Origin of the sequence: Klebsiella indica (assembly GCF_005860775.1) — a bacterium.
Classification (GTDB): Bacteria; Pseudomonadota; Gammaproteobacteria; order Enterobacterales; family Enterobacteriaceae; genus Klebsiella; species Klebsiella indica.
This window is the reverse complement of sequence record NZ_VCHQ01000015.1, coordinates 1-24,442: the sequence shown is the minus strand read 5'-3', so window position 1 is coordinate 24,442 and position 24,442 is coordinate 1. Positions and strand designations below refer to the sequence as shown.

General features: G+C 53.1%; 24 protein-coding genes and 1 rRNA gene. 8 read left to right on the top strand and 17 right to left on the bottom strand.

The window, feature by feature from the left end:
• The first annotated feature begins 68 nt into the window (after positions 1–68).
• The gene (locus FE839_RS11905) at positions 69–329 is read left to right on the top strand and encodes a YfhL family 4Fe-4S dicluster ferredoxin (protein ID WP_138361019.1); all 261 of its coding nucleotides are present in this window, start codon (positions 69–71) and stop codon (positions 327–329) included.
• Here FE839_RS11905 and acpS read toward each other — a convergent pair.
• From acpS to rseD, 12 genes are all read right to left on the bottom strand, one after another.
• Positions 326–706, bottom strand: a complete 381-nt coding sequence (gene acpS, locus FE839_RS11900; protein ID WP_138361018.1) for a holo-ACP synthase — start codon at positions 704–706, stop codon at positions 326–328. The two genes, FE839_RS11905 and acpS, sit on opposite strands and share 4 nt — an antisense overlap.
• Positions 706–1,437, bottom strand: coding sequence for a pyridoxine 5'-phosphate synthase (gene pdxJ, locus FE839_RS11895; RefSeq protein ID WP_138361017.1), 732 nt, complete (start codon positions 1,435–1,437; stop codon positions 706–708). The genes acpS and pdxJ overlap by 1 nt, the downstream gene beginning before the upstream one ends.
• Before the next feature lie 11 nt (positions 1,438–1,448).
• Positions 1,449–2,186 carry a DNA repair protein RecO gene (recO, locus tag FE839_RS11890; protein ID WP_138361134.1) on the bottom strand — a complete coding sequence of 246 codons (738 nt, stop codon included), beginning with the start codon at positions 2,184–2,186 and terminating at the stop codon, positions 1,449–1,451.
• 164 nt (positions 2,187–2,350) lie between these two features.
• Positions 2,351–3,256, bottom strand: a complete 906-nt coding sequence (gene era / locus FE839_RS11885; RefSeq protein WP_138361016.1) for a GTPase Era — start codon at positions 3,254–3,256, stop codon at positions 2,351–2,353.
• Positions 3,253–3,933: a ribonuclease III gene (rnc, locus tag FE839_RS11880; protein ID WP_138361015.1), complete on the bottom strand. Its 681-nt coding sequence runs from the start codon at positions 3,931–3,933 to the stop codon at positions 3,253–3,255. The genes era and rnc overlap by 4 nt, the downstream gene beginning before the upstream one ends.
• A 224-nt stretch (positions 3,934–4,157) precedes the next feature.
• Positions 4,158–5,132 carry a signal peptidase I gene (gene lepB, locus FE839_RS11875; RefSeq protein WP_138361014.1) on the bottom strand — a complete coding sequence of 325 codons (975 nt, stop codon included), beginning with the start codon at positions 5,130–5,132 and terminating at the stop codon, positions 4,158–4,160.
• Positions 5,133–5,147: 15 nt separating this feature from the next.
• On the bottom strand, positions 5,148–6,947 hold the full coding sequence (gene lepA, locus FE839_RS11870; protein WP_138361013.1) for a translation elongation factor 4: 1,800 nt from the start codon (positions 6,945–6,947) through the stop codon (positions 5,148–5,150).
• A 185-nt stretch (positions 6,948–7,132) separates the two neighbouring features.
• Entirely contained in the window at positions 7,133–7,612 is a 480-nt protein-coding gene (gene rseC, locus FE839_RS11865; protein WP_138361012.1) for a SoxR-reducing system protein RseC, read from the bottom strand.
• Positions 7,609–8,565, bottom strand: coding sequence for a sigma-E factor regulatory protein RseB (gene rseB, locus FE839_RS11860; RefSeq protein ID WP_138361011.1), 957 nt, complete (start codon positions 8,563–8,565; stop codon positions 7,609–7,611). Before rseB ends, rseC begins: the two co-directional genes overlap by 4 nt.
• Positions 8,565–9,215 carry an anti-sigma-E factor RseA gene (gene rseA, locus FE839_RS11855; RefSeq protein WP_138361010.1) on the bottom strand — a complete coding sequence of 217 codons (651 nt, stop codon included), beginning with the start codon at positions 9,213–9,215 and terminating at the stop codon, positions 8,565–8,567. Before rseA ends, rseB begins: the two co-directional genes overlap by 1 nt.
• Positions 9,216–9,247: 32 nt before the next feature.
• Positions 9,248–9,823 carry an RNA polymerase sigma factor RpoE gene (gene rpoE / locus FE839_RS11850; RefSeq protein WP_004104583.1) on the bottom strand — a complete coding sequence of 192 codons (576 nt, stop codon included), beginning with the start codon at positions 9,821–9,823 and terminating at the stop codon, positions 9,248–9,250.
• A gap of 39 nt (positions 9,824–9,862) precedes the next feature.
• Entirely contained in the window at positions 9,863–9,961 is a 99-nt protein-coding gene (gene rseD / locus FE839_RS25100) for a rpoE leader peptide RseD (RefSeq protein WP_395034070.1), read from the bottom strand.
• A gap of 292 nt (positions 9,962–10,253) precedes the next feature.
• On the opposite strand from rseD, the gene nadB reads away from it, so the two are divergent.
• Positions 10,254–11,873 (top strand): L-aspartate oxidase, encoded by a 1,620-nt coding sequence (gene nadB, locus FE839_RS11835; RefSeq protein ID WP_138361009.1) that lies wholly within the window; start codon positions 10,254–10,256, stop codon positions 11,871–11,873.
• Here the strand turns inward: nadB and trmN are convergent.
• A complete protein-coding gene (gene trmN, locus FE839_RS11830) occupies positions 11,858–12,598 on the bottom strand; it encodes a tRNA(1)(Val) (adenine(37)-N(6))-methyltransferase TrmN (protein ID WP_138361008.1) in 741 nt (246 codons plus the stop codon). The two genes, nadB and trmN, sit on opposite strands and share 16 nt — an antisense overlap.
• Positions 12,599–12,730: 132 nt before the next feature.
• On the opposite strand from trmN, the gene srmB reads away from it, so the two are divergent.
• Positions 12,731–14,059 carry an ATP-dependent RNA helicase SrmB gene (srmB, locus tag FE839_RS11825; RefSeq protein ID WP_138361007.1) on the top strand — a complete coding sequence of 443 codons (1,329 nt, stop codon included), beginning with the start codon at positions 12,731–12,733 and terminating at the stop codon, positions 14,057–14,059.
• A 46-nt stretch (positions 14,060–14,105) separates the two neighbouring features.
• Here srmB and grcA read toward each other — a convergent pair whose 3' ends face one another.
• Complete coding sequence (grcA, locus tag FE839_RS11820) at positions 14,106–14,489, bottom strand: autonomous glycyl radical cofactor GrcA (RefSeq protein WP_138361006.1); 384 nt, start codon at positions 14,487–14,489, stop codon at positions 14,106–14,108.
• Between the two features lie 310 nt (positions 14,490–14,799).
• On the opposite strand from grcA, the gene ung reads away from it, so the two are divergent.
• The gene (gene ung, locus FE839_RS11815) at positions 14,800–15,489 is read left to right on the top strand and encodes a uracil-DNA glycosylase (RefSeq protein ID WP_138361005.1); all 690 of its coding nucleotides are present in this window, start codon (positions 14,800–14,802) and stop codon (positions 15,487–15,489) included.
• Between the two features lie 66 nt (positions 15,490–15,555).
• Here ung and FE839_RS11810 read toward each other — a convergent pair whose 3' ends face one another.
• The gene (locus tag FE839_RS11810; RefSeq protein WP_138361004.1) at positions 15,556–16,629 is read right to left on the bottom strand and encodes a tRNA/rRNA methyltransferase; all 1,074 of its coding nucleotides are present in this window, start codon (positions 16,627–16,629) and stop codon (positions 15,556–15,558) included.
• A gap of 203 nt (positions 16,630–16,832) precedes the next feature.
• On the opposite strand from FE839_RS11810, the gene trxC reads away from it, so the two are divergent.
• The 4 genes from trxC (at position 16,833) to pssA (ending at position 22,189) form a co-directional block, all read left to right on the top strand.
• Positions 16,833–17,258, top strand: coding sequence for a thioredoxin TrxC (gene trxC, locus FE839_RS11805; protein WP_138361003.1), 426 nt, complete (start codon positions 16,833–16,835; stop codon positions 17,256–17,258).
• Positions 17,259–17,327: 69 nt separating this feature from the next.
• Positions 17,328–18,008 carry a tRNA-uridine aminocarboxypropyltransferase gene (tapT, locus tag FE839_RS11800; RefSeq protein WP_138361002.1) on the top strand — a complete coding sequence of 227 codons (681 nt, stop codon included), beginning with the start codon at positions 17,328–17,330 and terminating at the stop codon, positions 18,006–18,008.
• Between the two features lie 53 nt (positions 18,009–18,061).
• Complete coding sequence (locus FE839_RS11795) at positions 18,062–20,716, top strand: bifunctional acetate--CoA ligase family protein/GNAT family N-acetyltransferase (protein WP_138361001.1); 2,655 nt, start codon at positions 18,062–18,064, stop codon at positions 20,714–20,716.
• Positions 20,717–20,833: 117 nt separating this feature from the next.
• Positions 20,834–22,189, top strand: coding sequence for a CDP-diacylglycerol--serine O-phosphatidyltransferase (pssA, locus tag FE839_RS11790; RefSeq protein ID WP_138361131.1), 1,356 nt, complete (start codon positions 20,834–20,836; stop codon positions 22,187–22,189).
• 56 nt (positions 22,190–22,245) lie between these two features.
• Here the strand turns inward: pssA and FE839_RS11785 are convergent, their stop codons facing one another.
• Together FE839_RS11785 and rrf are read right to left on the bottom strand one after the other, a co-directional pair.
• The gene (locus FE839_RS11785) at positions 22,246–23,544 is read right to left on the bottom strand and encodes an MFS family transporter (RefSeq protein ID WP_138361000.1); all 1,299 of its coding nucleotides are present in this window, start codon (positions 23,542–23,544) and stop codon (positions 22,246–22,248) included.
• A gap of 694 nt (positions 23,545–24,238) precedes the next feature.
• A 5S ribosomal RNA gene (gene rrf, locus FE839_RS11775) occupies positions 24,239–24,354 on the bottom strand.
• Positions 24,355–24,442: the final 88 nt, after the last annotated feature.

Sequence of the window (24,442 nt, the reverse complement as noted above, 5' to 3'; positions counted from 1 at the left end):
GAGCTGGCCTGAGCAGATAATGGGCGTATAATGCCCGCCCTGTTTGTGTTGTTTCTGAGAATTTCTTGATGGCGCTGTTAATCACCAAAAAATGCATCAACTGCGATATGTGCGAACCGGAGTGTCCGAACGAAGCGATATCCATGGGTGACAGCATTTACGAAATTAATAGCGACCGCTGCACCGAATGCGTGGGTCATTATGACACGCCGACCTGCCAGAAAGTGTGCCCGATCCCGAATACCATTCTGAAGGACCCGGCACATCAGGAAAACGAAGAGCAGCTATGGGATAAATTCGTCTTACTGTATCACGCCGATAAAATCTAACTCTCAACGATAACCGTGGCGCACGCGTAGTGACGCTCATCAGCCAGCGTAACGTGAATATGGCCGACCCCCATGCGTTCCGCCAGATCCTTAGCTTCCCCCCACAGTCGTAGCCTGGGTTTTCCCAGTTCGTCGTTGTAAACTTCAAACTGATTAAACGCCAGACCATTGCGAATACCTGTGCCAAGCGCCTTCGCCGCGGCTTCTTTAACTGCAAAGCGCTTCGCCAGAAATCGAACCGGCTGCTGGTGCTGCTCCCATATCGCCCATTCATGATCGCTAAGTACCCGACGAGCAAGACGATCGCCGCTGCGGGCGATCACGGCTTCAATACGCACAATTTCAACAATGTCAGTACCCAGCCCGAGAATAGCCATTAAGCACGCGCTTCCTGCATCAGACGCTTCATTTCAGCAACCGCCTCTTTCAGGCCGCTCATCACCGCGCGACCAATAATGGCGTGGCCGATGTTCAGCTCGTGCATTTCCGGCAGGGCCGCGATCGCTTTCACGTTATGATAGGTAAGGCCATGACCGGCATTGACCTTCAACCCCAGACTGGCGGCGTAGGTTGCCGATTTAGCAATACGCGCCAGCTCTTTTGCCTGCTCAGCGTCCGTTTCCGCATCGGCATAGCAGCCAGTGTGAATTTCGATATAGGGCGCGCCGACCGCCGCTGCCGCCTTAATTTGCGCCTCATCAGCATCAATAAACAGGGACACCTGGATCCCCGCATCGGCGAGACGTTTGCAGGCATCACGCATTTTATCTGGCTGACCAGCAACATCCAGCCCGCCTTCGGTGGTTACTTCCTGGCGTTTTTCCGGCACCAGGCAGCAGAAATGGGGTTTAACCTCACAAGCAATATTCAGCATCTCTTCCGTTACCGCCATTTCCAGATTCATGCGCGTATCAAGGGTCTGGCGCAGAATACGAACATCACGATCGGTAATATGTCGGCGATCTTCACGTAAATGAACGGTAATACCATCGGCGCCGGCCTGCTCAGCGATAAAAGCCGCCTGTACCGGGTCCGGATAAGCGGTGCCGCGCGCGTTGCGTAATGTCGCAATGTGGTCAATATTGACCCCTAACAGTAATTCAGCCATGACAATCCTCATTAATCGTTATTTGGTTTATCGGCACGCGCCGCCCGCGCGGGCATAAACTGGCGAAACAGCTCCCGACTCTTTAACGGTTTTCCGCCAAGATAGGGCTTCAGGGCGATACGGGTGAAACGTTTTGCCGCGCGCAGGGCGTCGCCGTCAGGAAATTCCCGGCTCGCCAGCGCCTTAAGATGGTGCCCGGTAAAGGTGTTGTTATCAATAACCACGCTGGCGATAAAACCTTTCTCTTCACGGTAGCGATAGGTCATGGTGTCGTCAACCGGTTCCCCGCTCCCGGCGCAGTGCAGAAAATCAACGCCGTAGCCCAGGTGCCCAAGCAGCGCCAGTTCAAAACGACGCAGCGCCGGTTCCGGCGAGCCGCTCGCGCCGGCCAGAGACTGAATACAGTGCAGATAATCAAAGAAGAGTTCAGAGAAGCGCGTTTCGTGCTCCAGCACGCGGGAAAGCAGTTCGTTAACGTAAAGCCCGCTATAAAGCGTGATACCGCTAAGCGGCAGCGCCAGGGAAACGGCCTCCGCGCTGCGCAACGTTTTGACTTCGCCGCGCCCGCTAAAGCGGAGCAGTAAGGGAGTGAAAGGCTGAAGCGCGCCTTTAAGACTGGAGCGTTTAGAACGTGCGCCTTTAGCGACAAGGCGTACGCGCCCTGACTCTTCCGTGAAGGCGTCCAGCATCAGGCTGCTTTCGCTCCAGGGTCGACTATGCAGAACAAAAGCGCGCTGCCAGCCGTCCATCATATTTGCCGTCTTTTACGTTGCCGACAGACGGGTTGCGCCCGCTTTCCGCCACTGCAAACGACAGTATGCTCCCCGGATCCAGTGCTGACCGAGTCAGCGCAAGCGCTGTTCAAAACCCCGCGCGTTTTTTCCGGCTCCCGGAAAGCCATAGCGTATCCAACTCAGAGATCGTCGACGTAACCGAGACTGCGCAACGCGCGTTCGTCATCGGCCCAGCCGGATTTCACTTTCACCCACAGCTCCAGGTGAACCGGCGCTTCGAACATCTCCTGCATGTCTTTACGCGCTTCGATACCGATGGTTTTGATTTTGGCGCCTTTATTGCCAATCACCATCTTCTTCTGCCCTTCACGCTCAACCAGAATCAGGCCGTTGATATCGTAGCCGCCGCGTTCGTTAGACACGAAGCGCTCAATTTCGACAGTAACGGAATACGGCAGTTCAGCCCCGAGGAAACGCATCAGTTTTTCACGGATGATCTCGGAAGCCATAAAGCGCTGGGAGCGATCGGTGATGTAATCTTCCGGGAAATGATGGATAGCCTCCGGCAGATGCTTGCGCACGATCCCGGCGATAGTATCCACGTTCAGCCCGGTTTCCGCGGAGATCGGCACAATATCGAGAAAATTCATCTGGCTACCGAGAAACTGCAGGTGCGGCAGCAGATCCGCTTTTTCCTGTACGTTATCGACTTTGTTCACCGCCAGGATCACCGGCGCTTTACCGTCACGCAGCTTGTTGAGCACCATCTCGTCGTCTGGCGTCCAGCGGGTACCTTCAACCACGAAGATAACCAGCTCAACGTCGCCGATAGAGCTGCTGGCCGCTTTGTTCATCAGGCGGTTAATGGCGCGCTTTTCTTCCATATGCAGACCGGGAGTATCGACATAGATTGCCTGATATGGACCTTCGGTATGAATACCGACAATGCGGTGACGCGTAGTCTGGGCTTTACGGGAAGTGATAGAGATCTTTTGCCCGAGCAGCTTATTCAGCAGAGTGGATTTACCCACGTTAGGACGACCAACGATGGCAATAAATCCGCAGTAGTTTTTTTCTTCGCTCATTCCAGCTCCAGCTTTTTCAGCGCCTGTTCGGCGGCAGCCTGCTCCGCCTTACGGCGGCTAGAACCCGTGCCAACCACCGGTTCACTCAGGCCGCTAACCTGGCAGTGGATAGTAAATTCCTGATCGTGCGCCTCGCCGCGAACCTGGACAACCAGGTAAGACGGTAGCGGCAGGTGACGCCCCTGCAGGTACTCCTGCAAGCGGGTCTTCGGATCTTTTTGCTTATCACCCGGACTAATTTCGTCCAGACGGCTTTGGTACCAGGAGAGAATCAGGCGCTCCACGTTCTGAATATCGCTGTCGAGGAAAATCCCGCCAATTAAAGCTTCAACGGTATCCGCCAGGATGGATTCACGGCGAAAACCTCCGCTTTTCAATTCACCCGGTCCAAGACGCAGACATTCACCTAGCTCAAATTCGCGAGCAATCTCCGCCAGCGTATTGCCTCGCACCAGTGTCGCGCGCATACGGCTCATATCGCCTTCATCCACACGTGGAAAACGATGATAGAGCGCGTTTGCGATCACAAAACTCAATATTGAGTCGCCTAAAAACTCCAGACGTTCATTGTGTTTGCTGCTGGCACTGCGGTGAGTTAATGCCTGTTGCAACAGATCCTGATGATGAAAAGTGTAGCCCAGCTTTCGTTGAAGCCGATTAATTACGATGGGGTTCATGCGTTACCAATAGATAAATGCGTCAAAAATGCAGCACACGAAACCGACCTGAGTAACAACCAACGCGGTTTCGTGTGCTGTGTCAATCTTACGAAAGACAACCTAAAACTTCGGGGGGATATTCTATACGCAACAACAAGGGATGTCGTTAGTTTGGCAAGATTTAAATCTTAAATAATTCACGCTGCCGTTATTACCGCGGCAGCGTGAATAAGAGCGGGAAATTAATGGATGCCGCCGATACGGGATAAACGGACTCCGGTAGGCCACTCACCTTCCTGTTTTTCGAAGCTCATCCAGATTGCGACCGCTTTACCCACCAGATTGGCTTCCGGCACAAAGCCCCAATAACGGCTGTCAGCGCTGTTATCACGGTTGTCGCCCATCATGAAATATTGCCCCGGCGGAACGATCCAGGTCGCCAGCGGCAAGCCGGACTGATGGTAATACATCCCCACCTGGTCCTGCGCAATCGGCACGGTCAGAATACTGTGCGTGACGTCGCCCAGCGTCTCTTTGCGTTCCGTCAGCCGGATACCGTCAGCCTTAGTTTCGCCTTTTGGCAACTGCCAGAAACCGCTACTCGCTTCACCGCCATTGCTACGAGAGAAAGTCTGTACGAAATCGCTCGGCTCAACGTTGGAATAGGTTATCGGCAGAGCATTGCCGCAGGCCTGGCCAGAACTACAGCCTGGCTGAATGGTGATCTGTTTAGCGATCGGATCGTAAGTGACTTTATCACCCGGTAAACCCACCGCACGTTTAATATAATCCAGGCTCGGATCTTGCGGATATTTGAAGACGACGATATCGCCCCGTTTCGGATGACCGGTTTCAATTAGCGTTTTCTGATAAATCGGATCTTTAATGCCGTAAGCAAACTTCTCCACCAGGATAAAATCGCCAATCAGCAGGGTCGGCATCATTGACCCCGAAGGGATCTGGAAGGGCTCATAAATAAATGAGCGAACCACCAGCACAATGGCCAGTACCGGGAATACCGAAGCGCCTGTTTCCAGCCAGCCGGGTTTCGGGCCAACTTTTTTCAGCGTTTTTTTGTCCAACTGGTCGCCAGTCGCTGCCAGAGCAGCGGCCTGATGATCACGACGTTTTGGCGCAAAGATAAATTTATCGAGGCACCACAACAGACCCGTCACCAGTGTAGCGATGACCAGGATCAGGGCAAACATGTTCGCCATGCCAACTCCTTAAGGTTATTTACCGTCTTTACCAACGTGCAGAATGGCGAGGAACGCTTCCTGCGGCAATTCAACGTTACCCACTTGCTTCATACGCTTCTTACCTTCTTTCTGCTTCTGCAGCAGTTTCTTCTTACGACTGACGTCGCCGCCGTAGCATTTCGCCAGCACGTTTTTACGCAGTTGTTTAACGGTGGAGCGGGCAATAATGTGGTTGCCGATAGCGGCCTGGATAGCAATATCAAACTGCTGGCGCGGGATCAGATCTTTCATCTTCTCAACCAGCTCGCGACCACGATACGGCGCGTTATCGTTGTGGGTGATCAGCGCCAGCGCATCAACGCGTTCGCCATTGATCAGCACATCCACGCGCACCATGTTGGAAGCCTGGAAACGCTTGAAGTTATAGTCCAGCGACGCATAGCCACGCGAGGTAGACTTCAGACGATCAAAGAAGTCGAGCACCACTTCCGCCATTGGGATTTCATAGGTCAGCGCAACCTGATTACCGTGGTAAACCATGTTGGTTTGCACACCGCGCTTTTCCACACACAAGGTAATCACGTTGCCGAGATACTCCTGCGGCAGCAGCATATGACATTCGGCGATCGGTTCGCGCAACTCCTGGATATTGTTCAACGGCGGCAGCTTAGACGGGCTATCAACGTAGATCACTTCTTTTGAGGTGGTTTCGACTTCATAGACTACCGTTGGCGCGGTGGTGATCAGATCCAGATCGTATTCACGCTCCAGGCGCTCCTGGATGATCTCCATATGCAGCAGGCCGAGGAAGCCACAGCGGAAACCAAAGCCCAGCGCAGTTGAGCTTTCCGGCTCATAAAACAGAGACGCATCGTTGAGGCTCAGTTTGCCCAGCGCGTCGCGGAAGTTTTCATAATCATCCGAGCTTACCGGGAACAGGCCGGCATAAACCTGCGGTTTGACCTTTTTAAAGCCCGGCAACGCTTTTTCCGCCGGGTTACGGGCGAGCGTCAGCGTATCGCCAACCGGCGCGCCGAGAATATCTTTAATCGCGCAAACCAGCCAGCCAACCTCACCGCATTCCAGTTCAGTACGGTCAATCTGCTTCGGCGTGAAAATACCCAGACGATCGGCGTTATACACCTGCCCGGTACTCATCACCTTGATTTTATCGCCTTTGCGCATGGTGCCGTTTTTGATACGCACCAGGGAGACAACGCCGAGGTAGTTATCAAACCAGGAGTCGATAATCAACGCCTGTAGCGGCGCTTCCGGGTCACCCTCCGGCGGCGGAATATCCCGTACCAGACGCTCCAGCACATCCGGTACGCCAACGCCGGTCTTCGCCGAACAGCGCACCGCATCAGTAGCGTCAATACCTACGATGTCTTCAATCTCTTCCGCCACGCGTTCCGGATCGGCCGCAGGCAGGTCGATTTTGTTCAGGACCGGCACCACTTCGAGATCCATTTCCATCGCCGTATAACAGTTAGCCAGCGTCTGGGCTTCAACGCCCTGACCGGCGTCAACCACCAGCAAAGCGCCTTCACAGGCCGCAAGGGAACGGGAAACTTCATAAGAGAAATCGACGTGACCAGGGGTGTCGATAAAGTTCAGCTGATAGGTCTCGCCATCAGTCGCTTTATAATCCAGCGTAACGCTCTGCGCCTTAATAGTGATACCGCGCTCACGTTCAAGATCCATGGAGTCCAGAACCTGAGCCGCCATTTCACGATCGGACAGGCCACCGCAAATCTGGATAATACGATCAGACAACGTCGACTTACCGTGGTCGATGTGGGCGATGATGGAAAAGTTACGTATATTCTTCATATTTAGAGTTAATTATGCCTTACGCGTATCATGAGGCCGCAGTTCTGCGCCTGACGTTTTTTAATCCGAAAACGCCGCATTCTACACTACATCCACGAAACCAGGAAATGCTCTTACCGCTAGCATAACCGGAGTAAATGACGAGATCTTGCAGGAGTTGTAAGTAAAGATAAGGGCCAGTGAAATCACTGACCCAATGGTGAGGAAGGTGTCTCAACACGGACTAAATCTGGCGGCAAACCAACGCTAAGAATAACCGGCTGCCATGACTGCCGGGTGGCTAAGCCCGCTGAAAGACCACGGGCCAGCAAAAACCCGCCAACGCCCCCCAGAATTGCCCCACACAGCGAAGCGAAGTCATTGGCAAACAGAAACTGGAATATCGACGCCATCACGAATAGCCCGACTAACGGCACCATATAGACCAACATCGCTGACCCCAGCAGGCTGCTCTCCGCAATACCCAGTTCCACTTTTTGCCCGCCCGACAACGGTTGTTCATATGGAACGCTAATGGTATGACTGGTTTGCGGACCAAGCTTATTCAGCACCCGACTACCGCAACCGGCGCGGGAAGCGCAGCTACTGCAGGATGCCTTAACATCGCAGTGCACCTGCGCAATGCCGTTACTCCAGGAAACAACCGTCGCCCACTCTTTGATCATTGTGCTGCCCCGAATTTAATACTGTCGGCAATACGCTTCGCGGTTTGCGGCGGTAGCTCGCCAACAATGGTTATCTCTGCATTATCGCGCACGGTGGTGCTTACGGTACGACGGCCGGTACGCAGGAGCTGATCGCTGCTGTTTGCCGTGGCGTGATTGATATTGATAGAGAAACTAAACAACCCATCGGAATACAGCCGCGATTCTACCGGGCCATCGAAAGTGGGTAGACGGCGTCGGCTGCTGGACACCTCGGTAACGCCCTGCGGCAGCCAGGTTGGCGCCCAGTTAAAGTTGGCCTTATTACTACTCTCCGGAACGGACAGTTGCGGGGGGAGACTCGCCTTAGCCAGCGTTTCCATACTGGCGCTCACGTTATCGCCGACGTTAAACGCGACGACGCGGAATTGCTCAAGCGTTTCACCATCGCGATCAAGCAAATCAATGCGTAGCGGTAGCTTCGTTTCAACATCTAACCAGGCGATATAGCTGTAACGCGTACCGTCACGCGCAACGACGCGGACGACATCGCATAAGCGATCGGCGATGCGCGTACGCCCGACGGAGATAAAGTCGTAATAAGCCGCCAGCCGTTTAAAGTCGCTATACACCAGTGAAGGCAGGGAATCAACAATATAGTCACCGTTCAGAGTGAACGGATCAAGGCCCGGTTCAAAATAGCTAATTTCCGTGCCACGCAGCACCACTTCACGACGAGGCCCGTCGAGCTGTAACAGCTGAGCGAGAGGGCGATTATTCAGTTTTGCGTGTCGATAACGCAACGACTCAACGCCCTGCTTGTTGATGCTGACGAACGAAAGCTCGTAATTGAGGGACTGACTGGCCAGGTTCATCTGCTGCAACAACGCCCCGGACGATGCATCAGCCGAGGCGTTGACGGAGAAAAACAGACTGCCTGCCATGAGCGACATGGCACACCAAAATTGCTTCATTACTGCGATTGCGTTCCTAAAGTTTGATAGCCTGGCACCTGAATAGCAGCTTGCTGAGTCTGGGCCTGACCAAACTGAAGCTGTTCAGCATGCAGGCGACGCTGCAATTCATAGTCCTGCAGCATAGCATTAATTCTGCGGCGCTGTTCCTGCACCTGAGCCTGCTGACCGCTTCCTGCTGACGCATCCGCAGGTACGCCCAGACTGACCGGGCTGGCTTTACCCATCATCGGCAGAGTATTAAATACCGGCGCCTCGGGCTGCTGAGAAGAATCCGCCTGGCCATTATACTGTTGAACGCCGACAATCACCGCAAGGGATACGCACGCCGCGACGCCCATTTGAGTGAGCGAACTGGCCCATGGACGCAATTTTTGCCAGAAGGGCATCTTGCGCCACTGATGCGGTGTAGGTTGAGATTCAGGAATAAGAGGAACCGAATGACGAGCGGGCTCGTTTTCAATCGCAGCCATAACGCGAGCGGAGATGTCGAAATGGAGCACCTCGGTCGTATCGCCGCGCAGCGTATCGCGGATGAGATGGTAACTCTCCCAGGTTTTTTGCATTTCAGATGAACGACCCAGCTCATTGAGCAGCTCGTTATCCAGCGCCTCGCCATCCATTAAGGCCGAAAGTTTTTCTTTCTGCATACCTGATACCCTTTTCCAGTATTCCGCTATCGTCAACGCCTGATTAGCGGTTGAACTTTATTATCAATAGCTTCCCGCGCCCGGAAGATGCGCGAACGCACGGTGCCCACCGGACAATCCATGATGGCGGCTATTTCTTCATAGCTCATGCCATCCAGCTCCCGCAACGTAATCGCCATGCGTAAATCTTCCGGCAGCGATTCGATGGTACGAAAAACGATTTGTCTCAGCTCTTCTGACAACATTAAGTTCTCAGGGTTCGAAATTTCTTTCAACGCCCCGCCGCTTTCGAAGTTTTCAGCATCATTAGCATCAACATCGCTGGATGGCGGACGGCGCCCCTGAGCAACCAGATAATTCTTCGCCGTATTGACGGCAATGCGATACAACCAGGTATAAAAAGCACTATCCCCCCGGAAAGAATCCAGCGCACGCCATGCTTTTACGAACGACTCCTGAACAACGTCAGCGATATCGCCCGGCGGCACGTAGCGGGAAACCAGACTTGCAACCTTATGCTGGTAACGCACCACCAGCAAATTAAATGCTTTCTGATCTCCTTTCTGGACCCGCTCAACAAGGACCTGATCCGTTAACTGCTCGCTCATCCGAGGTAATGTCTCCCCAAACCCAATTCCCATGTGAATTCAAAAACACCACCCAATTACTGCATAAATGAGCAAGCTGTGGGTTGGAGTATCTGAAAACAATAAAGTTCCGTTACGCCTGTGTTTTTCGTCTTGCAGCCGCTGACAGGTTGTTATCTCTCATTATATGTCCCGGTTGCTAAACGATATGTAAGATAATAAGAAAAAGCGCAGGACCCGCCAGAAGGGTAGCGTAACCCAGCTTTTATTTCACTATAAAATCCAGATGCCAGCCAGCGGCGGCGTAAAACGTGTCTTTCATTTAAATTTACCGCCCGCTGGATTCAGGCGCTATGTTTAGCCGTCACAACACGCGACAAAAAAAATGTACAAACTATCGCCTTCAGGTGCTATTGTTCAGCAACCATGTTTAGTAAATTAAACAAAAACCATGAATACAACGCCTGATGTCTCCTGTGATGTGTTGATTATCGGTAGCGGCGCTGCCGGTTTATCCCTTGCCCTACGCCTGGCGAAACACTGTTCGGTCGCGGTGCTGAGCAAAGGCCCTGTCAGCGAAGGTTCAACGCTCTACGCGCAGGGCGGGATCGCCGCTGTCTTTGATGAAACCGACAGCATAGAATCCCACATTGAAGATACGTTGATTGCCGGTGCGGGTCTTTGCGATCGTCATGCGGTCTCTTTTGTCGCCAGTCATGCGAAAGCGTGTGTGCAGTGGCTTATCGATCAGGGCGTACTGTTCGATACCCAGGTTCAGGCGAATGGCGAAGAGAGCTATCACCTGACCCGTGAAGGAGGTCATAGCCATCGTCGAATTCTCCACGCTGCCGATGCAACGGGGAAAGCTGTTGAGACCACCCTGGTCAGTCAGGCGCTGGCGCATCCCAACATCCATGTGCTGGAGCGCAACAACGCCGTTGATCTGATTCTCTCTGATAAAATCGGCCTGCCGGGGACACGTCGCGTTGTGGGCGCCTGGATCTGGAATCGTAATAAAGAAGCGGTTGAAACCTGTCGCGCGAAAGCGGTGGTGCTGGCGACCGGCGGCGCGGCTAAAGTCTATCAATATACGACAAATCCAGACGTCTCCTCCGGCGATGGCATCGCTATGGCCTGGCGAGCGGGCTGTCGGGTCGCCAACCTTGAATTTAATCAGTTTCACCCTACCGCGTTATATCATCCGCAAGCGCGCAATTTCCTGCTGACTGAAGCGCTGCGTGGCGAAGGCGCCTTGTTAAAACGCCCGGACGGCACACGGTTTATGCCGGATTTTGACGAGCGCGGCGAACTGGCGCCGCGAGACATCGTTGCCAGAGCAATCGACCATGAAATGAAGCGTCTTGGTGCTGACTGCATGTATCTTGACATCAGCCATAAACCGGCGGAATTTATTCGCCATCACTTCCCGATGATCGACGAAAAGCTGCAGGGACTGGGTATCGATCTGACAAAAGAACCGGTGCCTGTCGTTCCCGCGGCCCACTATACCTGCGGCGGGGTGATGGTTGATGATAACGGACGCACCGATGTCGATGGCCTGTACGCCATCGGCGAAGTTAGCTATACCGGATTACATGGCGCTAATCGCATGGCCTCAAACTCGCTGCTTGAATGCCTTGTCTACGGCTGGTCCGCTGCTGAAGATATCGTTAAACGCATACCTTTCGCCCAGGCGGTCAATGCGCTGCCGTCGTGGGACGAAAGCCAGGTCGAAATTCCTGACGAGCTGGTGGTCATCCAACACAACTGGCACGAGCTGCGCTTACTGATGTGGGATTATGTCGGCATTGTGCGCACGACCCGCCGCCTGGAGCGCGCCCTGCGCCGCATCAATATGCTGCAACAGGAGCTTGATGAATACTATGCCCGCTTCCGTGTCTCCAATAATTTGCTGGAGTTACGTAACCTGGTTCAGGTTGCCGAACTGATTGTTCGCTGCGCCATGTTGCGTAAAGAGAGCCGCGGGCTTCACTATACGCTGGATTATCCTGATCAACTGACGAACAGCGGGCCGTCAGTGCTCTCTCCGCTGGATCACATAAAAAGATAAAAATCCTGAGTCAGCGCGGTAAATCCTTCGGAATATTGCTGCTCTGGCCCACGGATAACCAGGCGATCGCTAAAACACGCCTCCCCCGCCGTTGGTGAAAACGCCAACAGAACCCGATGCGGCGGGCGCACGTCCGTTTCCGCAACATCAGTACGTAAACGCAGATGCCAGCCCATATTCTGTGCCCGCTGCACAAACGCGTTACCAATATCGACCGGAAGCACAACGCAGAAAAAGCCCTCTTCGGTAATGAACTCAGCGGCGCAGGTTAACAACGTCGCGTGATCGAGCGAAGTGGTATAACGGGCCTGCTCGCGCTGCAAGGTTGCGCAGGGTACGCCTTCCACGAAAAAAGGCGGATTGCTGACAATCAGTTCATAACGCCGGGTTTGCGGCGGCTGCCATTGCTGAATATCCGCCTGGTGGATCTGGATACGCCTGCCCCATGGAGAATTCACCGCGTTTTCTCGCGCCTGTTCCGCCGCCTCTTGTTCCAGCTCTACCGCATCAACAATGACAGTTTCCCCGGTTCGCTGCGCGAGCATCAGCGCCAACAGGCCGCTGCCGGTGCCGATATCCAGCACGCGCTTTACCTGAGCTATCGGTGCCCATGCGCCAAGTAAAATACCGTCTGTACCCACTTTCATTGCACATCGATCGTGAGCGATAAAGAATTGTTTAAAGGTAAAACCATTGCGCGGCAGCGCAAACTTCGACTGAGACATCCTGAATAACCTTGCGGGCAAAAAACTCCTGAGCTTAAGGCTATGAACAATACCGGAGAACAGATAGCCTTACAAACAGATGAACATTGCGTCGGTAACGTCTATAATCGGCGGTCCACTCAGAGGTAGATCATGACTGTAACGACTTTTTCCGAACTCGAACTCGACGAAAACCTGCTGGACGCACTCCAGGATAAAGGTTTCACACGCCCGACCGCCATTCAGGCCGCCGCTATTCCGCCTGCGCTTGATGGCTGTGATATCCTCGGTTCAGCGCCAACCGGTACGGGTAAAACAGCGGCGTATCTCCTGCCCGCGTTGCAGCATCTGCTCGATTTTCCGCGCAAGAAGTCTGGTCCGCCGCGCATTCTGATCCTGACCCCGACCCGCGAGCTGGCAATGCAGGTTGCCGACCATGCGCGTGAGTTAGCAAAACATACCCATCTGGATATCGCCACGATCACCGGCGGTGTCGCATATATGAATCACGCCGAAGTGTTTAGCGAGAATCAGGACATCGTTGTCGCCACAACGGGCCGTCTGCTGCAATATATTAAAGAAGAGAACTTCGACTGCCGCGCCGTTGAAACGCTGATTCTTGATGAAGCGGACCGTATGCTGGACATGGGCTTTGCGCAGGATATCGAACACATTGCCGGTGAAACCCGCTGGCGTAAGCAGACGATGCTGTTCTCCGCCACCCTCGAAGGCGATGCAATTAAGGATTTTGCTGAGCGTCTGCTGGACGAGCCGGTTGAGGTCTCTGCTAACCCTTCTACTCGTGAACGCAAAAAGATTCACCAGTGGTATTACCGCGCCGATGACATTAAACATAAGACCGCATTGCTCGTCCATCTTCTGAAACAGCCAGAAGCGACGCGTTCTATCGTCTTTGTACGCAAGCGTGAGCGTGTTCATGAACTGGCTGGCTGGCTACGTGAAGCGGGTATTAATACCTGCTGGCTGGAAGGCGAAATGGTGCAGATGAAGCGCAACGAAGCGATTAATCGCCTGACGGATGGCCGTATTAACGTGTTAATTGCTACCGATGTTGCCGCCCGCGGTATTGATATTCCCGACGTCAGCCACGTCATCAACTTCGATCTACCGCGTACGGCGGATATCTATCTGCATCGTATCGGTCGTACCGGGCGCGCAGGTAAGAAAGGAACGGCAATTTCTCTGGTTGAAGCCCACGATCACCTGTTGCTGGGGAAAATTAGCCGCTATATTGAAGAACCGTTAAAGGCCCGCGTGATCGATGAGTTGCGCCCGGTAACGCGCGCGCCAAGCGAGAAGCTAACGGGTAAACCGTCGAAAAAAGTCTTAGCGAAGCGTGCAGAGAAGAAAAAGAAAGATAAAGAGAAACCGCGCGTGAAGAAACGTCATCGCGATACCAAAAACATTGGTAAGCGCCGTAAACCCAGCGCGGATACGGCGCCGCAGTCAAACGAAGAGTAAAAAAACGCCGGGAATGATATCCCGGCGTTTTCACATCAAATGAACCTTACAGACTTTCGGTAAAAGTACGGGCGATAACGTCGCGCTGCTGTTCCGGCGTCAGAGAGTTAAAACGCACCGCATAGCCAGAAACACGAATAGTCAGCTGTGGGTATTTTTCCGGATGTTCAACCGCATCCAGCAGCGTTTCACGGCGCAGAACGTTCACGTTCAGGTGTTGACCACCTTCAACACGAACTTCTGGTTTCACATCTACCGGGATTTCACGGTATTCGATCTTACCCAGGTTGCTTACCGCAACCACATCATCTTCAGCAAAACCGGCTTTAGCACACAGGCAACGGGCTTCGCCTTTTTCACTATCCAGCAGCCAGAAAGAGTTCAGCAGGTCGTCATTTGCAGCTTTAGTAATTTGGATACCAGTAATCATTTGGTGCCTCCCAGGCAGTGTTTATCGATTATTGGCCTTCTCGGCCAATTGGTAAAACCATTGTTGTATGAGTGTATATATATCAGCCGGACACCCGGCATTCTTTGATTTAAATCAACAAAAACCACACCAGAAAAATGGGTATAACCGGATATTATTGTTTTACATCAAGTTACGCCCCAGTGAATGCTAAATAAATTTGTAAATTTTCAATTTTATTTGCATGAAGAACGTCAATCTGGCGGCGCAAATTTTGTGATGCTGAAAGATGCAGTTAAGCTATGGCAATGACACTTTGCAGGAGAGCAAAATGACCGCCCCATCAACCTGGCACGATGTGCTGGCAGAAGAGAAACAGCAGCCTTATTTTATCAATACCCTGAAAACCGTAGCTGAAGAGCGCCAATCAGGAATCACCATCTACCCACCGCAAAAAGATGTCTTTAACGCGTTTCGTTACACTGAACTCAGCGACGTCAAAGTGGTGATTCTGGGCCAGGACCCCTACCACGGGCCGGGACAGGCTCACGGCCTTGCTTTCTCCGTTCGGCCAGGGATTGCGACGCCGCCATCGTTGCTGAATATGTACAAGGAACTGGAAGGAACAATACCCGGCTTCCAGCGCCCGAATCACGGCTATCTCGAAAGCTGGGCACATCAGGGAGTACTGCTGCTCAATACTGTATTAACGGTACGCGCAGGCCAGGCACACTCGCACGCCAGCCTCGGATGGGAAACCTTTACGGATAAAGTGATTTCCTTGATTAACCAGCATCGGGAAGGCGTTGTGTTTCTGCTGTGGGGTTCACATGCCCAGAAGAAAGGCGCGATTATCGATCGCCAGCGCCACTGCGTGCTGAAAGCGCCTCATCCTTCGCCGCTCTCCGCTCACCGCGGGTTCTTCGGCAGCAATCATTTCGTTCGGGCAAATCAGTGGCTGGCGGAACGCGGTGAAACGCCGATTGACTGGGTACCCAGGCTGCCGGCTGAAAGTGAATAACGCAGAGCCAGATTCAAAATGAGAATGCCAGCATTACGCTGGCATTTTTAACTCTGGACTAAGGCATCATGCTTTATTCTGACGCCACCATTCCGCCAGCAGCACGCCGGTCGCAACGGAAACGTTCAGGCTTTCAACATTGCCGGTTCCTTCAATCACCACATTCAGATCGGCGCTGGAGATAGCGGCATCGGACAGACCATCATTTTCCTGACCTAATACCAGCACCATTTTCTTCGGCAGTTCGGCTTTAAACAATGGCGTTCCGTTATGGCTCGACGTCGAAACAATCGCATAACCCGCTTTGCGGAAGCGCTCAAGCGTATCGATAAAGCTGTCGCCCGTAATCGGTTCAACATGTTCCGCGCCGCCTTCTGCGGTACGAATTGCAGCCCCGGACTCCATAACGCCCGCATCCTGCACAATCACCCCCTTCACCCCGAAGTGCGCGCAGCTGCGCATAATCGCGCCGAGGTTATGCGGATTGCCGACATCTTCCAGCGCCAGGACGCAATCTTCAGCATCGGCTTTCGCCACCCACTGTTCAACCGAGGTCCCGTGCCGCTTTTTAATCAGGAAACATACGCCCCCATGATGTTCAGTGCCGGACGCTTTCGCCAGTTCTGCATCATCGACCACGTGGTAGGCTTTACGATTAGCCGCCATCCAGCGCAGGGCTTCTTTGAAGCGCGGGGTGACACTCTGAATAAACCAGGCGCGTACGATGGCATCCGGACGGCTCTGGAAAAGCGCCTGACAGGCATTTTCACCATAGACGCGGGTCTCTTCCGCACGCTGGCGGCGCAGCACTTCAGGATCGATAAAGCTTTTTCCGCTGATCCCGCCGTGATCCACTTTTACCGGCGCGTCATCACCCGGCGCGCGGGATACGGTACGCCACGGAGAGGTTCCCTCACCGACAAAACCTTCACGCTTGCGCTCATCACGTTTACGCTCGCCGCCGCGGCTCTCTTTTTCATCGCGCGCAGGGCGGTGACGACCGTCAACACGAGACTTTCCTGGACGCCCCCCGCCTTTCCCGGTTCGTGGGTTATGGGTACGTCTGTCAGAATCATCATCACTGCGGACATACATCACTTTGACCTTGCCGCTTTTATTTTTCAGTTCGTCGTCGCTCATCAATTTTCTCCACCTGCGCTGCGCGAAGCGCGCAGATTACCCGATGTGCCATCACTTAGCCATTATTTCATTTAAAAGCCGGAGTCTATCGTATTCATTGAATAAAACTCATTGTCCTTTATTATCTGAGCATCAATAATATGTAACATTACAGAAACAAATCGGCCACGTGCCGCGCTGCAACCCATAACCAGAGGTTAGTTATGAATACCGTTTGTGCCAGTTGTCAGGCTCTGAACCGCATCCCGGACGATCGTAGCGCTGAAGGCGCGAAATGCGGACGCTGCGGTCACGATCTTTTTGACGGCGATGTGATCAACGCGACCGGGGCAACGCTGGATAAACTGCTGAAAGACGATCTCCCTGTTGTTGTCGATTTTTGGGCGCCGTGGTGCGGCCCTTGCCGTAACTTTGCGCCAGTATTTGAAGATGTGGCGGAAGAACGCAGCGGCGAAATGCGTTTCGTGAAGGTGAATACCGAAGTGGAACGAGAACTGAGCGCGCGTTTCCGCATTCGCAGTATCCCCACCATTATGATGTTCAAAAATGGTCAGGTTATCGATATGCTGAACGGCGCCGTCCCCAAAGCGCCTTTCGATAGCTGGCTAAACGAAGCAGGCCAGCAGTAAACGAGACGGGGCGCCGCTTGTGCCCCATTTTCACCTCTGCGACAATGGCGTCTTTTGTTAGCGATCCCCATGACTGATAACGCTGTCCTTCGCCTTCGCGCTGAACGCCTCGCACGCGCTACCCGGCCTTTTCTTGCCCGCGGCAACCGCATCCCTCGCTGCCAGGGTTGCCTGCTCCCGCAGAAGCAGTGTCTCTGCGCCACTCTCGCCCCGGCTACTGCCGCCAGCCGTTTTTGTCTGGTGATGTTCGATACCGAGCCAATGAAGCCCAGCAATACCGGACGGCTGATTGCTGACATCCTGCCGGATACGGAAGCATTTCAATGGTCACGCACCGAACCACCACAAGCGCTTCTCGACTTAGTCGCCGACTCGCGATACCAGCCGATGGTGGTTTTTCCGGCTTCTTATGCCGGTACTGAACGCCAGGTGCTTGATGCTCCGCCTCCGGGAAAACCGCCGCTGTTTATTATGCTTGACGGCACCTGGCCCGAAGCGCGAAAAATGTTCCGCAAAAGTCCGTGGCTCGATGCGCTGCCGATGATTTCCGTCGACCTGTCGCGTATCTCCGCTTATCAACTGCGGGAAGCTCACGCGGAAGGGCAATACTGCACCGCCGAAGTGGCGATTGCGCTGCTGGATCTCGCGGGGGATAAAACCGCAGCCGCTGCGCTTGGCGATCACTTTAGCTTATTCAGAACACGCTACCTGGCAGGAAAAACGCAGCACAGGGGCAGTATCACAGCATAATTGCCAGAAAGCGTTTAAAATCATTCGGTCATTGCGGATCAAAGGAGACCGGTATGAGCCAACGAGGCCTGGAAGCATTGCTGCGGCCAAAGTCGATCGCCGTTATTGGCGCATCCATGAAGCCACAGCGCGCCGGTTATCTGATGATGCGCAACCTGCTGGCTGGCGGATTTAACGGCCCGGTTCTCCCGGTGACGCCGGCATGGAAAGCGGTCCTCGGGGTGCTGGCCTGGCCCACCGTCGATACGCTGCCCTTCACGCCCGATCTTGCTGTGCTTTGTACTAACGCCCGCAGAAACCTTGAATTGCTGGAAGCACTGGGGAAAAAAGGGTGTAAAACCTGCATTATTCTCTCGTCCATTCCCGAACACTATCCTGCTCTGCTTGAGTGCGCCGCCCGCTACCAAATGCGGCTGCTCGGGCCGAATAGTCTGGGCCTTCTCGCCCCCTGGCAGGGTCTCAACGCCAGTTTTTCACCGGTCCCGATTCATCGCGGTAAACTGGCGTTTATCTCACAATCAGCGGCGGTCTCCAACACGATTCTCGACTGGGCTCAGCAGCGCGAGATGGGGTTTTCTTACTTTATTGCCCTGGGCGATAGCCTGGATATTGATGTTGACGACCTGCTCGACTTCCTTGCGCGCGACAGTAAAACCAGCGCTATTTTGCTCTACCTTGAGCACCTGAGCGATGCCCGACGTTTTGTTTCAGCGGCCCGTAGCGCATCGCGCAACAAGCCCATCCTGGTGATTAAAAGTGGGCGCAGCCCGGCGGCACAGAAGCTTCTGCACGTTAATTCCGGTATGGATCCCGCCTGGGACGCAGCTATTCAGCGCGCAGGCTTACTGCGGGTGCAGGACACACACGAACTCTTTTCTGCGGTCGAAACCCTTAGTCACATGCGCCCTCTGCGCGGCGAGAAACTGATGATTATCAGTAACGGCGCCGCGCCGGCAGCGCTGGCCCTCGACGAACTCTGGCTACGTAACGGCAAACTTGCCGTTCTCAGCGAGGAAACCTGCAACAATCTCCGCCAGGCATTACCTGACGGTATTGCCATCGCCAACCCGCTGGATCTGCGCGATGACGCCAGTAGCGAGCACTATCTCAACGCGCTGAATGTACTGCTGGATAGCCATGACTACGATGCGCTACTGGTAATCCATTCACCAAGCGCCGCCGCACCAGGAACAGAAAGCGCGCTGGCGCTCATTGACGCCCTGAAGCGTCATCCGCGCGGCAAGTTCGTCACCGTTCTCACCAACTGGTGTGGTGAATTTTCCTCTCAGGAAGCCCGACGTCTGTTTAGCGATGCAGGTCTGCCAACCTATCGCACGCCCGAAGGGACGATTACCGCCTTTATGCATATGGTGGAGTATCGGCGTAACCAGAAACAGCTCAGAGAAACCCCGGTACTGTCAAATTCCTTAACCGCCAATACCACCGAAGCTCATAGTTTGCTACAGCGTGCGATTGACGAAGGCGCAACGTCGCTGGACACGCATGAAGTGAGCCCTGTCCTGCATGCTTACGGTATTCATACCCTGCCAACATGGATTGCCGCAGATAGTGCCGAGGCTGTGCATATTGCCGAGCAGATTGGTTATCCTGTGGCCCTGAAGCTCCGTTCACCGGATATTCCGCATAAGTCGGAAGTTCAGGGGGTTATGCTTTATCTGCGTACCGCCAGCGAGGTCCAGCAGGCGGCGGATGCCATTATCGATCGCGTCAAAATGACCTGGCCGCAGGCACGCATTCACGGGCTACTGGTGCAAAGCATGGCCAATCGCGCCGGGGCGCAGGAGTTACGGGTGGTTGTGGAGCACGATCCGGTTTTCGGGCCGCTGATCATGCTGGGCGAAGGCGGCATGGAGTGGCGTGCGGAGGATCAGGCCGCTGTCGCGCTGCCTCCGCTGAATATGAACCTTGCGCGCTATCTGGTTATTCAGGCCATCAAAAGTAAAAAGGTGCGTGGGCGCAGTGCGCTACGCCCTCTGGATATTCCGGGCCTGAGCCAACTGCTGGTACAGGTCTCAAATTTAATTGTCGATTGCCCGCAGATTCAGCGTCTGGATATTCATCCTCTTCTGGCTTCCGGCCATGAATTCACTGCGCTTGACGTAACATTAAGTCTGTCCCCATTCACTGGCGATAGCGAAAGCCGACTGGCCATACGCCCTTATCCGCAGCAACTGGAAGAGTGGGTGATAATGAAGAATGGTGAACGCTGCCTGTTCCGCCCAATCCTCCCGGAAGATGAACCCCAGCTATTGGCCTTTATTGCCCAGGTCACGAAGGAAGATCTTTATTATCGTTACTTCAGCGAAATCAACGAATTTACGCACGATGACTTAGCCAATATGACGCAGATCGACTACGATCGAGAAATGGCCTTTGTCGCAGTACGTTCCACAACGGCGGGGAATGAGATCCTCGGCGTGACCAGGGCAATCTCCGATCCGGATAATATCGATGCCGAGTTCGCCGTACTGGTGCGATCTGACTTGAAAGGCCTGGGTTTAGGCCGCCGTCTACTCGAAAAGCTGATTGCCTATACACAAAGCCATGGACTTCAGCGGCTAAATGGCATCACTATGCCGAATAATAAAGGCATGATCGGCCTCGCCAGAAAGCTGGGATTCTCGGTTGATATTCAGCTTGAAGATGGGATTGTCAGTCTGTCTCTTCAGCTTGTATCTGAGCAATGACAAACAGCCGGGCGCAATTGTTGACTACTTTAACGGGTAGTAATGGTATTATTGCCCGCTTACGTCGTCTGCATGGTACAGAAGACCCTTCAATAAACAGAGAAGAAACGCACTGTGATGTTGTCAAAATTTAAACGTAATAAACATCAACAACACCTTGCCCAACTCCCTAAGCTTTATCAGTCAGTTGATGATATCGAGTTCTTTTACGCTCCGGCAGATTTTCGGCAAGCGTTACTGGCCAGGATAGCTCAGGCCACTCAGCGTATTTGTATTATTGCGCTCTATCTGGAGCAGGATGATGGCGGCAAAGGAATTCTGCAGGCATTGTATGATGCGAAGCGCCTGCGCCCTGAACTGGATGTTCGGGTGCTGGTGGACTGGCATCGCGCCCAGCGTGGCCGTATTGGTGCCGCAGCATCAAACACCAATGCCGACTGGTATTGCCGCATGGCGCAGAAAAATCCTGGTGTCGATATCCCGGTTTATGGCGTTCCGGTCAATACCCGTGAAGCGCTCGGGGTTCTCCACTTCAAAGGCTTTATCATTGATGATTGCGTGCTCTATAGCGGCGCCAGTCTGAATGACGTTTACCTGCATCAGCATGATAAATATCGTTACGATCGCTATCAGTGTATCCGCAACAGCAAGATGGCCGATGTGATGTTCGACTGGGTTGAGCAGCACCTGGTACAAGGCCGTGGCGTTAATCGTCTTGACAGATCCGATCGCCCAAAAAGCCCGGAAATCAAAAATGATATCCGTCAGTATCGTCAGGAACTTCGCGATAGCAGCTACCACTTCCTCGGGAATGCGGATGAAGACCGGCTATCGGTAACGCCGCTCGTTGGTCTGGGTAAGACCAGCCTGCTGAATAAAACAATCTTCCATCTGATGCCCTGTACCGAGCATAAACTGACTATCTGCACTCCCTATTTCAACCTGCCCGCTCTACTGGTGCGTAATATCATCCAGCTGTTACGCGGCGGGAAAAAAGTTGAAATTATCGTCGGTGATAAAACCGCTAATGATTTCTATATTCCGGAAGATCAGCCGTTTAAAATTATCGGTGCGCTACCCTATCTTTATGAAATCAATCTACGGCGTTTTCTGAGCCGACTACAGTATTATGTCAACAGTGGGCAATTGATTATCCGTTTATGGAAGGACGACGATAACAGCTACCACCTGAAAGGCATGTGGGTTGATGACGAATGGATGCTGCTGACCGGTAACAATCTAAACCCTCGCGCCTGGCGCCTGGATCTGGAAAATGCCATTCTTATTCATGACCCGGAGAATCAGCTTAGCGCAATGCGTGAAAAAGAGCTAAATCTCATCCGTCAACATACCACGATCGTCCAGCACTATCGTGATCTACAAAGTATTGCCGACTACCCGGTGAAAGTCCGCAAACTGATCCGGCGTCTGCGACGAATCCGAATAGATCGTTTGATCAGCCGCATTCTCTGAATTGTTGCCCCGTACCACGGGGCTTTTTTCTGACATTTGCAGGCATATCATTAATTCTACAAACGCAGGCCCTTACCTTTACGGTGCAACGTCAGGGAAACCAGGAAAGCAATCGCCCCCATGACGGTGACATACCAGTAGAAAGCGTGCTCAATCCCGGCCGATTTTAACGACAGAGCAACGTACTCTGCCGAACCGCCAAATAATGCATTGGCAACCGCGTAAGATAACCCAACCCCTAAGGCCCGAACCTGGGCCGGAAACATTTCGGCCTTCAGAATCCCGCTAATTGAAGTATAGAAACTGACGATCAGCAACGCGCATACCACTAAGGCAAATGCCGCATACGGCGAACTTACGTGTTGTAATGCATTGAGGACAGGAACGGTAAACAGGGTAACTAATGCGCCAAAGCAGAGCATAGAGGTGCGACGGCCAATTTTATCCGAGAGCGCACCAAACAACGGCTGAACTAACATATATACCAACAGGGCTGCGGTCATAATCATACTCGCGGTACCCACCGTCATGCCCGCGGTATTGACCAGGTATTTTTGCATATAGGTGGTGAAAGTATAAAAGCTCAATGAACCAGCGGCAGTGAAACCCAGCACCATAATAAATGCTTTGCGGTTACGCCATAATCCTTTAAACGATCCCGCCTCTTTTAGCGCGCGCGTTTCCTGTTTAGACGTTTCGTCCAATTGGCGCCGCAGCCACAGGGCAACGATAGCTAACACTGCGCCAAGCGCAAAGGGAATGCGCCATCCCCAGGCGTGCAGATCTTCATTGCTGAGGATTTGTTGTAAAACTACAACGACAAGTACCGCCAGAAGCTGGCCTCCAATCAGAGTGACATACTGAAATGAGGCATAAAAACCTTTCTTACCTTCAACGGCAACCTCACTCATATAGGTTGCACTGGTGCCATATTCTCCTCCGACAGACAGTCCCTGAAATAAACGCGCCAGCAGAAGCAGAGCCGGGGCCCAGGTCCCGATCGTTGCATAACCGGGTAAGCATGCGATCACCAGGGAACCAAAACACATCATACAAACGGAGATGAGCATGGAAGTTTTACGTCCGCGCCGATCGGCAATACGTCCGAATAACCAACCGCCGATCGGACGCATCAGGAAACCTGCGGCAAACACTCCTGCAGTTTGTAACAATTGCGTTGTGGTGTTTCCGGAAGGAAAGAAGATATGGGCAAAATAGAGTGAACAAAATGAATAAACATAAAAATCAAACCATTCAACCAGATTACCTGACGATGCTCCTACAATTGCCCATATACGACGTCGGGTATCGCCATGCTCCGGCGTTCTGCATGCGCTAATGCTACTTTCTGTCATTATAATTATACTCCAGCAAAGACTGTAATCTGTCTCGTCGGGCGTGGCAGATTATCTGGATAAATTAATTGGTGAATAAAATGTTATACAATTGTTATAATTTTATATGTGACGGTTATCACGTTTTATTCCGTGACAGGAGCATTCAAGATTAACGATAACGCACAGGCGAAGATGAAGTGAAATATGAGGATAAGTGAGTCTGAGCAGGCCTTTGTGTTGGTTCATACGTAAGCCGGATAAGGCGCAGCCGCCATCCGGCAGTGCCCGGACGGTATAAACGCAAAAAGGCCATCCGTGAGGATAGCCTTTGAGGCTGATGACAAACCTGATTTAGATATTGTGCTCGCATTTCTGCCGGGTGGCGGCCATCGCCTTACCTGGCATGTAAAACCAATAATATCATCATGTTATGGGTTTTTCGTAGGCCCGCGCAAGCGAAGCGCCGCCGGGCAATTCCGGAAAAACGCACTTTGTCAGCAATCTGAAAGGCCATCCGTGAGGATGACCTTTTCACTTATTTGATGCCTGGCAGTTTATGGCGGGCGTCCTGCCCGCCACCCTCCGGGCCGTTGCTCCGCAACGTTCAAATCCGCTCCCGGCGGATTTGTCCTCCTCAGGAGAGCGCTCACCGACAAACAACAAATAAAGCAAAAGGCCCAGTCTTTCGACTGAGCCCTTTGCTTTATTTGATGCCTGGCAGTTCCCTACTCTCGCATGGGGAGACCCCACACTACCATCGGCGCTACGGCGTTTCACTTCTGAGTTCGGCATGGGGTCAGGTGGGACCACCGCGCTACGGCCGCCAGGCAAATTCTTTGTGCTCTGTCCTGTGTCTTTTGCGCTGATACTGCGTTGGCTGCTCTGGCGAACGTCAGTCACATACCCGTGTATGCTC